The following is a 13,275-nucleotide window of genomic DNA, read 5'->3' on the forward strand; positions in this document are numbered from 1 at the left end:
AGATCGCACCGGATGCCAAATTTCCATCGGGACTACCCGTGAGCAGATGCCTCGATTCTTTATCCACCCCTTTTAATGCGGTAAGGATTGGAAATTTAGAATAACTGGTGATATTATTTTCCTAATTCACTCTCCTTTTTGAAAGGATCTTCAAAATTTCCGAGAGATATCTTTAAAAGTAGAAACAGACCTGCCGGCAGGCATGGCCTTTAGGTCTGTTAGTTGGATAACTTAGTTGGATAACAGTCTAAAGACCTGTTTGTACAGTGAGTTATATTCAGGGGGAAATTTAATGAAGAGAGAATTGATTGAGAGGATATTCGAATTGAAGAGGAAAAGAAACGCGGTCATTCTCGCCCACAATTACCAGGTGGGAGAGATTCAAGATATCGCCGATTTTGTGGGGGATTCTCTCGGTCTTTCCCGCCAAGCTGCACAGACGGAAGCCGATGTGATCGTCTTTTGTGGCGTTCACTTCATGGCTGAGACCGCTTATATCCTCAGTCCAGACAAGACGGTGTTACTACCGGATGCAAATGCGGGCTGTCCTCTCGCCGATACCATAACTCCAGAGACATTGAGGAACAAGAGAAGGGAGCATCCTAAAGCCGCAGTGGTCTGCTACGTCAATTCCTCAGCGGCGGTTAAAGCGGAGAGCGATGTTTGTTGTACCTCGGCCAACGCCGTGCAGGTTGTCGAATCCCTTAGAGAGTCGCAGATCATCTTCGTTCCCGATAAGAACCTTGGAAAATATGTGGCTTCGAAGAGCGGGAAGGAGATTATCCTCTGGGATGGCTGTTGTCCCATCCACGATAGTATCGCCGCGGAGCAGATACTTGAGCTAAAGGGAGGGCATCCGGAGGCGAAATTCATGGCTCATCCGGAGTGTCGCTCCGAAGTTTTAGCCTTCGCGGACGGCATTTACGGCACATCGGGAATGATCAGATACGCGAGAAATGTTGAGGCAAAAGAGATAATCGTTGGCACTGAGGCGGGCATGGTTTATCGGTTATCCAAGGAGAATCCGAAGAAAAAATTCTATGTTCCTGAGGGAGCCATCTGTCCCGATATGAAACTCACAACTTTAGAAAAGGTTTTGCATAGCTTGGAATCGCTTGAAACTAGGATTACCGTGCCCGAGGAGATTCGAGTTCGAGCTGAAAGAGCAGTGAACAAGATGGTCGAAATAGGCTAAAAGCAGTCGATAGTCGAAGGTCCAATGTCCAACGTCGAATGATAAATCCCACATCGTTCGACATACGACATTTGGCAATAAAGGGGGTTTATCGATGATACCAAGATATCTTGTAAATTTCGATTCCGACAAGTTGGAAAAATCCATTTATGATCTTCTGGTTATTGGGAGTGGAATCGCGGGGCTTACCGCCGCTCTTCGAGCCTGTGGGAAATACAAGACGCTTCTCTTAACCAAGAGTGAGGTCAAGGAGTCAACCACCTGGTACGCGCAGGGCGGAGTGGCAACAGCTGTGGGTAAGCACGATTCGCCCCAACTCCACTTCGAGGATACCATCTTGGCTGGAGATGGCCTCTGCGATCCTCGAGTGGTGAAGATTCTGGTAACTGAGGGACCCGGGCGGATAACCGATCTCATCCATTTGGGAGCCGAATTCGACCGCCTTGGGGGGGAGATGAGGCTCACGAGGGAAGGGGGACATTCGCTGCCCCGAATTTTGCATGCCGGAGATGCCACGGGAAGTGCCATTGAAAGCACTTTGGTGAGGGTGGCGAAGCTATGTTCGGGTTTGCAAATTAAAGAGCATGTTTTCGTGGTTGATCTTTTGGACTTTGATGGAAGATGCATCGGTGCCATCATTTTTGAACCCTCCCTTGGAAGAATTTCAATCTGTCTTGCCAAGGCGGTCATTCTGGCTACGGGTGGAGCCGGGCAGATTTATAGCGTCACTACAAATCCACCGATCTCGACCGGTGATGGCGTGGCCATGGCCTATCGGGCGGGCGCGGAGATAATGGACATGGAGTTCGTCCAATTCCATCCCACCGCCTTGGATGAGGAACAAAATCCTCGCTTTTTAATCACGGAGGCTCTGAGGGGAGAGGGAGCTTACCTGAGAGATTGCAAGGGAAACCGGTTTATGGCCCAAGTCCATCCCAAAGCTGAGCTCGCTCCGCGGAATATCGTCGTTCGGGGGATGGTCAAGGTGATGCACGATTGCAAAACCGATCACGTCTATTTAGATGCCACTCACATCTTCCCTTTGAAACTTAAGGAGAGATTTCCCACCATCTGGAAGAGATGCCAGGAGAGCGGATATGATTTGTCCACAGATCTCATCCCCGTTTCTCCAGCCGCTCATTTCATGATCGGTGGTGTTAAAACCGACATCTATGGAAGGACCAACCTCCCCGGTCTCTATGCCAGTGGAGAGGTAGCCGCCAATGGTGTTCATGGGGGAAACAGGTTGGCTAGCAATTCCCTTTTAGAAGGGCTCGTTTTCAGCAAGAGGATCATGGATATCCTAGAGGAGGAGATAAATGGGATTTCTCAAGAAGATTTACTTGGGATAAGGATGGCTTACGTATACCCCCGGAAGCCCAAGGATGTGAAGATTGAAGAATGCCGAAACTTGATTCAGAAGACCATGATGGAAGATGTAGGAGTAACCCGCTCCAGGATCAGCCTGAAGAGAGCCCTCAAGGTCATGGATTCTCTTAAGGATATTTTGAATATGGAGTTTTCTTCGGTGGAGGGATTTGAGCTACAAAATATGATCATAGTCGCTGAGCTTATTTGCAAATCCGCTTTAATGCGCGAGGAGAGTCGAGGAGTACACTTCAGGGAGGATTTTCCGGAAAAAGATGATGCAAATTGGAAGGAGCACATCGTTTTAAAAATCAACCACTGTCACCCCAGATAGTAGTGGCAAAGCTTGTTTTGCTAAAATGTCGCCAACAAATATTTAAATTCGTAAAATATGGTTAGATTCAGGAAGAATTTAAGTTAAAAAATTACAATTATAGAAATAATGGCGCATATTTCGTGACTATATGTACTGACCTTAAGAAAAAGCTTCCATATTATTTTTATCTTTAATGATGCTAACCAAAGTTTGCCTCGAGTTATCCAGGCTTTCAAATCCATAACCACGATCGGATTGAAAAGAAAAGGTATAAGCAAAAACTTTTTGGCAGAGGAATTATTATGAGCACGTTATCAGAGGCGAAAAGGCACTAGAGAAGATCCGAGAATATATTCAGAATAATCCAATGGTCGAGAAATTAAAATTTGAGGAAATTTACAGTCCGTAAGAAATCATCCTTGAAATCGAGCAAGCTCGACCACTACATTTAGATTTGAAGATACAATGTGCTCACTTTCGACATATGAAATGGTTGTACAATGGTGTACCTAAACTCTAAATTGATGGATAAGATCATAAAAGTTGCTTTGGAGGAAGACCTCAGTGAAGCGGGAGACATAACCACAAAGGCGGTATTCCCTGAACCTCAAAGATCGAAGGCGATCATCCTTTGTAAGGATTCTGGAATTATCGCTGGGATGGAAATCGCAGCCAGAGTATTCACACTCCTGGACAATTCCATCATTTTCAACCCACGGGTGGATGATGGAGAAAAGGTGCGACCTGAGCAGGTTTTAGCAACGGTTGAAGGTTTTACCCAAAGCATCTTGATTGGGGAGCGCACCGCCTTAAATTTCCTCCAGCACCTATCGGGAATAGCCACTTTAACCCATAAATTTGTTGAAAGGGTAAAGTCTTATCCGGTGAAGATCATGGACACCCGCAAAACCCTGCCCGGTTTGAGGGCACTCGAGAAATATGCGGTCCAAGTCGGGGGTGGTTTTAATCACCGTCTCGGTTTATACGATGGAGTTTTAATCAAGGATAACCACATCCGCGCAGCGGGTGGCATCGCCCAAGCGATAAAAACCGCTCACTCACATCTTTCCAACGAAGTAAAAATCGAGGTGGAAGCGGAAACTTTAGAGCAAGTGAAAGAGGCTTTAGAAGCTGGAGCCGATGTGATCATGCTGGATAACATGGATATCAATACCATGCGCGAGGCGGTAAAACTCGTAAACAAACGAGCTCTTGTTGAAGCATCTGGCGGCGTGACTCTTGAAAATGTAGTGGAGATGGCGAAGACCGGGGTGGATTGGATTTCCGTCGGGGTTCTCACTCAAGCGGCTTCTCCCCTCGACATCTCCCTTGAAATTCTTTCGATGAGCGATCAGCGATGAGCGATGATTAGCGACTCTGAACGAGTCCGTCTCTTACTCGGATTAAATTTATAGATCATTATTTAAGATCATTTCACTACCGACTCCCGATTCCTAACTATCGACTAAATAGGGGTGGAAATTATTGGATGCCCTTGAATTTTTGAATATTCTCTTGCATTACTTCAGGCTCTATGGCTATTATCTAATCTTCTTGGCACTGTTGCTGGAAAACATGGTCGTTATCGGTTTGTTCATGCCCGGCGAGACCATTTTGCTCGCGGCAAGTTTTTTCGCTTCACAGAGTCATTTCAATTTAACCCATGTTATCCTTACCGCCATCGCTGGTGCGTTTCTCGGCAATAATATCGGCTACTTCATTGGTAGAAGGGGAGGGCGTCCCTTCATCGAGAGATTTGGTGAACATTTTTTCATATCGAGGGAAAGGATCAGGGAGGCGGAGGAGTATTTCGACAATCACGGTGGCAAAACCATATTCATTGGACGCTTCGCCACGGGGATCAGGGTTTTTGTCGCCCCTTTGGCTGGAGCGTCACGCATGAATTATCTAAGATTTTTTCTTTACACAGCGCTCAGCGTGATCGTGTGGACTCTCTTGATCTCTACTGTGGGATATGCTTTCGGTGAGCATTGGGAGCTTCTATTGAGATTTCTTAAGCGGGCGAGTCGAATTTTATTCGTGGTAATAATCGGTCTTTTCTTTCTTTCATATTATCTTCGCCGCAGAAAACGTGAGCGATGAAAATGCGAGTGATGAAAATGTCCCTCGACGAAGTCCTATATTTCCTTAAGGATAAAAAGGGAGAATATGTATCCGGGGAATACCTTTCAAAACGTCTTTCGCTTTCGAGAACGGCCATCTGGAAGCAAATTCAAACCCTAAAAAGCCAAGGATACAAGATTGATGCCTCTCCACGCTTGGGATATCGGTTATGTTTCGTCCCAAATCTTCTCTTGCCCGTGGAGATAAGGTACAAGTTGTCCACGAAAATTTTGGGAAAGGAAATCCATCATTTTAAAGAAGTGGGATCGACGAATGACATAGCCAAGGATCTTGCAATCAGAGGTGCTCCTGAGGGAACCATCGTGGTTGCCGAAGGACAAACGAGAGGACGGGGAAGGTTGGATAGGAGGTGGTTCTCTCCACCTGGTGGAATTTGGATCTCCCTCATACTGAGACCTTCGATGAGTCCGGCTGATATCCCAAAGATTACGCTCATGACATCGGTTGCCGTCGCCAAGGCTATTGGCGAGGTCACGGGACTGAGAGTTGAGATTAAATGGCCCAATGATATTCTGCTCCGTGGCAAAAAGGTGGCTGGTATCCTGACGGAGATGGGGGCGGAGACCGATCGATTGAACTTCGTGGTCGTGGGCATCGGCATAAATGCCAACGTGGATATTTTTCCTCCAGACCTTGAACCCCATGCCACATCGGTCAGAAGGGTTTTGGGGGAGAGCGTAGATCGCTTAAAATTGCTCAGGTGCCTTCTTGGGCGGTTGGAACGGAAGTATATTCGATTACAAGAGGGGAGATTTAAAGGGATTTTAAATGAGTGGAAGGAGCTATGCGCCACTTTGGATGCTCAAGTCAAAATTTCCACTGTGGATGGCGAAATTCAGGGGAAGGCAATTGGTGTCGATGAACACGGTGCGCTCATCTTGAAGCTTGCATCGGGAAAAACCAAGACCATCTATGCGGGCGATGTCACCATTTTGCGCGAGGCTTAGAATTAGTCAAGGTGGGTAGTTACCTTTTTGTTTTGCGGCAGATGAACCGCCGCGCTACAAATTTTGTCTTTAAACTCAAGGCATGGCCTCTCAATCCCTTTGATCCGCTTGACAAGGGATCTTATTTAGGATAAATTGTCAACCAAATTCTTAAATTGGTTAACATTTTTATCTAGGGGGTGATTTAATTGAGGATCGGGATTCGAGACATGATTTTGGTTGCTCTCTTCGCGGCTTTGACGGCTATAGGAGCTTGGATTCGAATTCCCATTCAACCCGTTCCCGTTACTTTTCAGGTGTTCTTTGCTTTGCTGGCTGGAGCAATCCTTGGCGCATGGCTGGGTGCTTTAAGCCAGATCATCTACATTTTACTAGGGTGCATAGGATTGCCAGTCTTCGCCGGAGGTTCATCGGGTTTGGGTGTACTATTTGGTCCAACCGGGGGCTATCTTTTTGGATTCATTCTTGGAGCCTACATAATTGGTAAGTTGGTTGGGATAAGACAGAACTCCGGATATCTTTGGTTTTTGGTATCCATGTTAGTCGGTGTCGTCGTCATTTATCTGCTGGGAATAATCCAGCTCGTGATGGTTACCAGGATGACGCTCCAGAAAGCTTTAGCCGTGGGGGTGTTTCCCTTTATCGGAATCGACCTCGTAAAAGCTCTATTAGCGGCATTAGTAGCTCGAAAAATATCTCGATTCAGTGAGTATATCGCGGACTGATATTCTGTCTTACTCCCCAAAAATTTGCCACACTATTTGAATTTATTATGAGTTTGTTATACTATTTTTAAAAAGTATAACAAAGGAGTAAATCATGGCTTTAATAGTTAAAGGAAAGATATCTAAAAAGGGTTGGGTGGTTATTCCTGCTGAGCTGAGAAAACGGTATGGTATAAAACCAGGATCGGAAGTCCAAATTGTGCCAGAGAAGGATCATCTCAGGGTGGTTCCGGTTATGGATGATCCCATCCATATGACCTCAGGGAAATATGCGGGCAAAACCTCTCTCACGACGGCTTTACTTGAGGAACGAAAGAGGGAGCTCGAACATGAATAACCAGGAGGAAATCAAAGAGGAAATATATATCCTGGACAGTTTCGCTCTTCTCGCTCATCTTGAGCGAACAAATGGGTGGCAGAAAGTCTTGGAGTTATTGGAAAGAGCAGCAAATGGTGAACTAAAACTATACATGAGTTTAGTTAATTTAGGCGAGGTCTATTACATCTTGAAGAGAGAAAGGGGCTTAAAAGAAGCTGAAAATATGGTTCTCGATGTCGATCAACTCCCCATCAAAAAACTCGATGCCGACTGGGAAAGGATTAAATCGGCTGCCTCAATTAAAGCGGATTATCCTATCGCTTATGCGGATGCTTTCGTGGCTGGTCTGGCGAAGGAGTTGGGTGCCCCCGTGGTTACGGGTGATCTTGAATTTAAACACTTAGAGGAGATCATCTCAGTGGTTTGGCTTTGAAGATCAGGTGGATAGCTTTAAGAGTAAGGTTTTGGAGGCAGAGCAGGGAATGTTACTCGCCATAGATGTGGGGAATACCCAAACAGCCGTTGGCGTCTTCAAGGGCGACGAACTCCGCTGTCACTGGCGCATCTCCACAAATAAGGAGGAAACAGCGGATGAACTCGCCATTACCCTTTCCGACTTGCTGGCTTTGAAGGGTTTCGCATTAAATGACCTTACTGCCATCATTATCTCATCCGTTGTCCCACATTGTACGATCTCTTTGATCGAGATGGCCCGCAAGAATTTGGGGATAGAGCCTTTGGTGGTAAGTCCTGGGGTGAGAACAGGGATACCCATCCTTTATGACAATCCCCATGAAGTTGGAGCGGATAGAATAGCGAATGCAGTGGCCGCTTACGAACTTTATGGAGGTCCGGTAATAGTGGTGGACTTCGGAACTGCAACCACCTTCGACGCCATCTCGGAAAAGGGTGAGTACCTAGGTGGCGCCATTGCCCCAGGAGTTGAAGTCGCTGCCCAGGCTCTGTTCAGTGCTGCAGCCAAGCTTTCGGGAGTGGAGCTGGTAAGACCTCCTTCTCCCATTGGCAAGAATACTCGGGCAAGCCTGCAATCGGGCATCATATTTGGTTCCGCTGGATTGGTGGACACCTTGGTGAGGAGGATTAAGAAGGAGATGAGGGGTAATCCGAGGGTGATTGCCACCGGAGGTCTTGCCGAACTCATGGCTCCCGAGTGCGAAACCATCGATGAAGTTAACCCACTTCTAACCTTAATTGGACTCAAGAAGATTTATGATAAAAATATCTAACTATTTCACTATTTTGGAGATATTTAACTCCAGGATGTCTTCAGCTCCCTTCGCCTTGAGCTTGGGAATCAAAGTATTGACCTCGCTTTTATTTACAACCGTCATTACCTCGTAATAATTGGCGTGATATAATTTGGAGACCGTGGGTTTTTTCATCGCTGGCAACGCCCTGACCACGGCATCCAATTTTTCTTCGGGCACGTTCATACAGAGCAGAACCCGACCCCTTGCTTCTATCACTCCGAGCAGTAATGTCTTAATCTCCTCAATGGCCTTTCTCTTCTCCGAATTTTCCCATGATTCCTTGTTCGCTATGAGTTTTGTCGTGGATTCCATGATAGTTCCAATGATCTTCAATCTGTTTTTCCGCAGAGTCTCACCGGTTTCAGTTAAGTCCACGATTACATCCATGAGTTCTGGAACTTTAGCCTCCGTCGCTCCATAGGAATAGAAAATCTTCACCGGTATCCCCAGCTTTTCAAAATAATCCTTGGTAATGTTGGGAAATTCAGTTGATATTCTGCTTCCTGGGGTGATTTGTTCAGGAGATTCTATTTCTGATTCCTGGAAGACCGCTAAGACCATCTTGACCGGTTCGGTGGTTACTTTACTGTAGGGAAGATCCGCCACCTCAACGACATCCGCTCTGGACTCCAAAACGCAATCAAGACCGGTAATCCCAAGGTCGAAATAACCTTCTTCCACATACTTTGGTATCTCTTGAGGTCTTAAGATTTTTACCTGCGAGATCCTGGGATCATAAATGACCGGATTATACCCCCGAAATTCCCTCTTCACCTCGAGGTCCGCTTCCTTGAAAAGCAATAGGGTTTGTTCCTCTAGACTTCCCTTGGGAAGGGCTATTTTTAACATTTTTAACCTCCTCGACAGTGCCTGCCGACAAGCAGGAAGCGAAGCTTTGCTAGAAGAATAGCACATTTACATTCAAATGTTAAAATCCATTCTCAAGCAAATTTGCTTCAAATTTTTCAATTTTATGTTAAAATGTACACAAAATTGTGCACAGAAAAATATGGTTATGGAACTAGTTCGTATTGGGGAGAAAATAATCAACCGAGACAGATTACTAAAGCTTGTGAGCGAGATACTCCACAGGCGCTCTCGTGGTGCTACTCAACAAGAAGTCGCTTCGGTACTGGGTGTAGAGCGCTCTTTTGTTTCTCATCTCGAGGGTTTGGGTGAGATAAGAAGAGGAAGGCGGATAGCTCTAGTTTGTCTCTCCGCAGAGAATAGGACCCAGATTGAGGAGATAGCCAGGGAATATGCTGTGGATTTCATTTTCCTTCCAGACGAAGATCATGGGCATTTCACCCTATCGGGTGAGAATCCCATAGAACTTTTCAATCAGGTCTTGGAGATTTTGACCAAACTTAAGGAGTTTGATTTAGTGATCTTATTAACCCTGGATAAAGGGCTTTCCCTTTTAGAGAAGGTACTCGGTAAAGAAGTTGTGAGCATTCCCCTTTGCAAGCCAAGCGGGGGGTATTTAAATCCTCAAGAATTAAAATCCCTACTATCCAAATTAATCGTCAAGGGGAAGGGAGGTAAGTGGCGTGAAAGAGGTCGTAAGTATAAGTCTTGGATCCTCAAAAAGAGACCACGAAGTAGAAGTTGAGCTTTTGGGAGAAAAATTCAGTATCCGCAGGATAGGAACGGATGGAGATTTCAATAAAGCTATCCACCTTTTGAGAGAGATGGACGGAGAGGTTGATGCCATTGGATTGGGTGGAATCGATCTTTATCTTTATGCTGGTGAAAAGAGATATCTAATAAAGGATGCTGCCAAATTGAAGGGAGCGGTGAGTAGAACTCCGTTGGTTGATGGGAGTGGATTGAAGAATGTGTGGGAGAGAGAAGTGGTTCAGTATTTGCAAACGGAGAGGGGATTAAATTTTAAAGGAAAAACGGTGCTCATGGTGAGTGCCGTGGATAGGTTTGGATTGGCCGAAGCCCTGGCCGCCGCGGGCTGCAATATGATCTTTGGAGATTTGATTTTTGGCTTAAACATCCCCATTCCCATAAGATCCTATACGAGTTTTCTTATTTTGGCGCGGATACTCCTTCCCATCGTGACCAAGATGCCCTTCAAAATGCTTTATCCCACGGGAAGCGAACAGGAAAAAGAATCAAGGGCGAAGTATGGCAAATATTACGAGGAAGCTGACATCGTTGCCGGAGACTACCTCTTTATAAGGAAATACATGCCCTTGGATATGAGAGGAAAATGGGTTTTAACCAACACGGTGACTCCTTCGGATGTAGACGAACTAAGGAGTCGGGGTGTAGAGTATCTGATCACCACTACCCCAGAGTTTCAAGGCAGATCCTTTGGAACAAATGTGATAGAGGCAATCCTCGTGGCTCTCATCGGCAAGCCCTGGGAGCATATAAGATCGACTGAATATCTCTCCCTTATGCGGAGACTCGATTTTGAGCCCAGGGTGGAGAAGCTTAATTAGTCGCTCCTTTAAATGAAAAATTCAAAGTGAAAAATGATGGCAGATGCAGTATTTTATGCAGATAAAAAGTTATTTAGGGAATTTACCAAACTAAAGCATATTATTAGTGGGGTGAGGAATGGGGAAGTTTGGCTTCTTAGTACATCCATTGAGCATTGAGGATGTAGCAAAGAAGTACAAAATTGCTCGAAAGGTTTCACCCAAATTGGTGGCGGGTGTGTTGAAGAGAAGGCGCCCCTTCGTAATTTCTGAAGCCACAGGAATTATATCTTCAACGGGAGCGGAAGCTAAGGGATGGTTTATAGCCGTTCCGCTTTTGCCTCATCAGATGTTGGAGTTGGATGAGGAGTTTGTGATCGAGAAAATTGTGAAAGCATGCAAGATCGCTAGAAAGAGGGGGGCGCGAATCGTAGGGTTGGGTGCTTTCACCGCCTTGGTGGGTAATGGCGGTCGAAGGATTGCAGATCGAATTGATATCGCAGTAACCACGGGTAACACTTACACCGTTGTCACCGCCATTGAGGGAATCAAAAGGGCTGCTGCAGTAATGGACATCGATTTGAGTGAAGCTTGTCTGGCTGTGGTTGGAGCCACTGGTTCAATTGGTAGCGCTTGCGCCCAATGTCTGGCTCCGGAGGTAGGGGAACTCCGACTAGTCGGGCGCAATATGGAAAGACTCGAATACCTCGTTGGAGAGGTCAAAAGGATTTCAAAAAAGGATGCTATAATCTCCACGGATATTTCCGCGTGTGTGCGCGAGGCGGATGTAATAATTTCGGTAACCGGAGCCGTTGGTGATGTCATTCTTCCAGAGGATATCAAACCCGGTGCCGTAATTTGTGATGTTGCCAGACCACGGGATGTCTCTCAAAGAGTGGCTGAAGCGAGAGACGATGTCCTCGTCATCGAAGGTGGGATAGTCAATGTCCCGGGCGATGCCGATTTAAATTTCGACTTCGGTTTGCCCAAGGGAATGGCTCTTGCGTGCATGGCGGAAACCATGATTTTAGCTTTGGAGGGGAGATACGAGGATTATACTTTGGGCAAGGATATAAGCGTGGAGAAGATAGAGGAGATGCAAGAGCTGGCAAAGAAACACGGTTTTGAACTCGCGGGCTTAAGGAGTTTTGACAAGGCCATGACCCCTGCGCAGATTGAAGAGGTGAAAAGAAACGCTTGGTCCCACAAAGCAAAATTCCATTGAGAATAAGTTATCCATATTTTTAGAATTTACCATATGCGTGATCATCTAAAGAGGGGTGGACGCCCCCCTTTAGAAAAATATTCGGGATTTATGACAACATGTGTAATAAGTTTTGACAATTGAGAAATATTTTCCTATAATAGCTTTTACTTGTGGCACTGCTTGACCTGCTGCTGGCAGGCACGGAGTGCCACTTTTATCAAATATAGTCGATTTCCGATGAGCGATGATCGTTCAAACTTTTTTGTGCTGTCGAAAATCCTCATCGGTTAAAAAGAGGTGAAGGGATTGTTGAAGAGAGAGATAATCCTAACTCCGGGTGGTTATAGAAAATTGGTGGAAGAGTTGCGCTTCTTGGTGACCGAGAGACGAAAGGAAGTGGCAAAGAGGATCAGAGACGCCATCACCTTCGGTGATCTTAACGAGAACTCTGAATATGATGATGCCAAAAATGAACAGGCATTCATCGAAGGTCGCATAATGCAAATCAATGAAATTCTCTCGCGCGCTAAGGTCATTGAGGATAAGCACATAAAGACGGATAGAGTCACCTTGGGTTCCGTTGTAACCCTACGGGATTTGGAATCGGATGAGAAAGTCGAATATTTGATGGTGGGATCGATTGAAGCAGATCCAGATAACCATAAAATTTCCAATGAATCACCAGTGGGCAGAGCAATTATGGGTAAGAAAGCCGGTCAAGTTGTCAAAGTTCATGTCCCTCAAGGTCACGTTAAATACGAGATCGTGAACATAAGAAAAGCCAATTAAAATTCCCCCAAAAACATTCCACATCCTTGGCGGAAATCTAACCTCTTACATTATTCCCTACACTTTGCGGTTATAGTATCATCGAGTTGGCATAGACATCCTATGCCCTAGACATAAATAAAGCGATCTCTAAGAGAGATGCGCCTTCCAGGATACTCTTATCGAATTATTAAGAGTGAATTATGTCTAGGCTATAAACATCCTATAAAGATCAGGATGTCTGATAAGAGCTGTCAGATTAAAAGATTTGTGTTTTAATCTGTGTAATCATTATACCAGGAAGGAATGAGTGAAAAGTTGAATCACTGGGCTGACCAAATCGCCGATGAGGCGATAAGGATTCGAGGCAAGAAACATCTCATTGCCACGGGTATTACCCCCTCAGGACCAATTCATTTGGGTAATATTAGGGAGGTAGTCACCGCTTACGCCATCCATCGAGCATTGCAAGATCGGGGAGCGATATCAAAATTAATTTATATCGCTGATACATCAGATCCCTTACGGAAGGTTTATCCGTTCTTACCCAAAACCTATGTCGAATACGTGGGTATGCCC

General features: G+C 45.6%; 15 protein-coding genes. 14 read left to right on the forward strand and 1 reads right to left on the reverse strand.

What is annotated here, in order from left to right; all coding sequences use genetic code 11:
- Nucleotides 1-292: 292 nt before the first annotated feature.
- From nadA to AB1466_00165, 9 genes are all read left to right on the forward strand, one after another.
- Nucleotides 293-1,195 carry a quinolinate synthase NadA gene (nadA, locus tag AB1466_00125; GenBank protein ID MEW6188511.1) on the forward strand — a complete coding sequence of 301 codons (903 nt, stop codon included), beginning with the start codon at nucleotides 293-295 and terminating at the stop codon, nucleotides 1,193-1,195.
- A gap of 94 nt (nucleotides 1,196-1,289) precedes the next feature.
- Complete coding sequence (gene nadB / locus AB1466_00130) at nucleotides 1,290-2,897, forward strand: L-aspartate oxidase (GenBank protein MEW6188512.1); 1,608 nt, start codon at nucleotides 1,290-1,292, stop codon at nucleotides 2,895-2,897.
- A 482-nt stretch (nucleotides 2,898-3,379) separates the two neighbouring features.
- A complete protein-coding gene (gene nadC, locus AB1466_00135; GenBank protein ID MEW6188513.1) occupies nucleotides 3,380-4,240 on the forward strand; it encodes a carboxylating nicotinate-nucleotide diphosphorylase in 861 nt (286 codons plus the stop codon).
- Between the two features lie 124 nt (nucleotides 4,241-4,364).
- Nucleotides 4,365-4,982, forward strand: coding sequence for a DedA family protein (locus AB1466_00140; GenBank protein MEW6188514.1), 618 nt, complete (start codon nucleotides 4,365-4,367; stop codon nucleotides 4,980-4,982).
- 2 nt (nucleotides 4,983-4,984) lie between these two features.
- Entirely contained in the window at nucleotides 4,985-5,971 is a 987-nt protein-coding gene (locus AB1466_00145; protein ID MEW6188515.1) for a biotin--[acetyl-CoA-carboxylase] ligase, read from the forward strand.
- Nucleotides 5,972-6,159: 188 nt separating this feature from the next.
- Nucleotides 6,160-6,696 carry a biotin transporter BioY gene (locus AB1466_00150; GenBank protein MEW6188516.1) on the forward strand — a complete coding sequence of 179 codons (537 nt, stop codon included), beginning with the start codon at nucleotides 6,160-6,162 and terminating at the stop codon, nucleotides 6,694-6,696.
- A gap of 94 nt (nucleotides 6,697-6,790) precedes the next feature.
- The gene (locus tag AB1466_00155) at nucleotides 6,791-7,033 is read left to right on the forward strand and encodes an AbrB/MazE/SpoVT family DNA-binding domain-containing protein (GenBank protein MEW6188517.1); all 243 of its coding nucleotides are present in this window, start codon (nucleotides 6,791-6,793) and stop codon (nucleotides 7,031-7,033) included.
- Nucleotides 7,026-7,448, forward strand: coding sequence for a type II toxin-antitoxin system VapC family toxin (locus AB1466_00160; GenBank protein MEW6188518.1), 423 nt, complete (start codon nucleotides 7,026-7,028; stop codon nucleotides 7,446-7,448). The genes AB1466_00155 and AB1466_00160 overlap by 8 nt, the downstream gene beginning before the upstream one ends.
- A gap of 49 nt (nucleotides 7,449-7,497) precedes the next feature.
- Nucleotides 7,498-8,262, forward strand: coding sequence for a type III pantothenate kinase (locus AB1466_00165; GenBank protein MEW6188519.1), 765 nt, complete (start codon nucleotides 7,498-7,500; stop codon nucleotides 8,260-8,262).
- On the opposite strand, the gene hisG is transcribed toward AB1466_00165, so the two are convergent.
- Nucleotides 8,263-9,135, reverse strand: coding sequence for an ATP phosphoribosyltransferase (gene hisG / locus AB1466_00170; GenBank protein ID MEW6188520.1), 873 nt, complete (start codon nucleotides 9,133-9,135; stop codon nucleotides 8,263-8,265). It abuts the gene before it with no gap.
- Between the two features lie 166 nt (nucleotides 9,136-9,301).
- On the opposite strand from hisG, the gene AB1466_00175 reads away from it, so the two are divergent.
- The 5 genes from AB1466_00175 to AB1466_00195 form a co-directional block, all read left to right on the forward strand.
- A complete protein-coding gene (locus tag AB1466_00175) occupies nucleotides 9,302-9,898 on the forward strand; it encodes a hypothetical protein (protein ID MEW6188521.1) in 597 nt (198 codons plus the stop codon).
- On the forward strand, nucleotides 9,837-10,742 hold the full coding sequence (locus AB1466_00180) for a quinate 5-dehydrogenase (protein ID MEW6188522.1): 906 nt from the start codon (nucleotides 9,837-9,839) through the stop codon (nucleotides 10,740-10,742). The genes AB1466_00175 and AB1466_00180 overlap by 62 nt, the downstream gene beginning before the upstream one ends.
- A gap of 118 nt (nucleotides 10,743-10,860) precedes the next feature.
- Nucleotides 10,861-11,946 (forward strand): shikimate dehydrogenase, encoded by a 1,086-nt coding sequence (locus tag AB1466_00185; protein ID MEW6188523.1) that lies wholly within the window; start codon nucleotides 10,861-10,863, stop codon nucleotides 11,944-11,946.
- A 291-nt stretch (nucleotides 11,947-12,237) separates the two neighbouring features.
- On the forward strand, nucleotides 12,238-12,717 hold the full coding sequence (gene greA, locus AB1466_00190; GenBank protein ID MEW6188524.1) for a transcription elongation factor GreA: 480 nt from the start codon (nucleotides 12,238-12,240) through the stop codon (nucleotides 12,715-12,717).
- Between the two features lie 285 nt (nucleotides 12,718-13,002).
- The coding region (locus AB1466_00195; protein MEW6188525.1) for a lysine--tRNA ligase at nucleotides 13,003-13,275 on the forward strand (273 nt) is incomplete at its 3' end.

The organism is Actinomycetota bacterium (assembly GCA_040755895.1).
Taxonomy (GTDB): domain Bacteria; phylum Actinomycetota; class Aquicultoria; order Subteraquimicrobiales; family Subteraquimicrobiaceae; genus Subteraquimicrobium.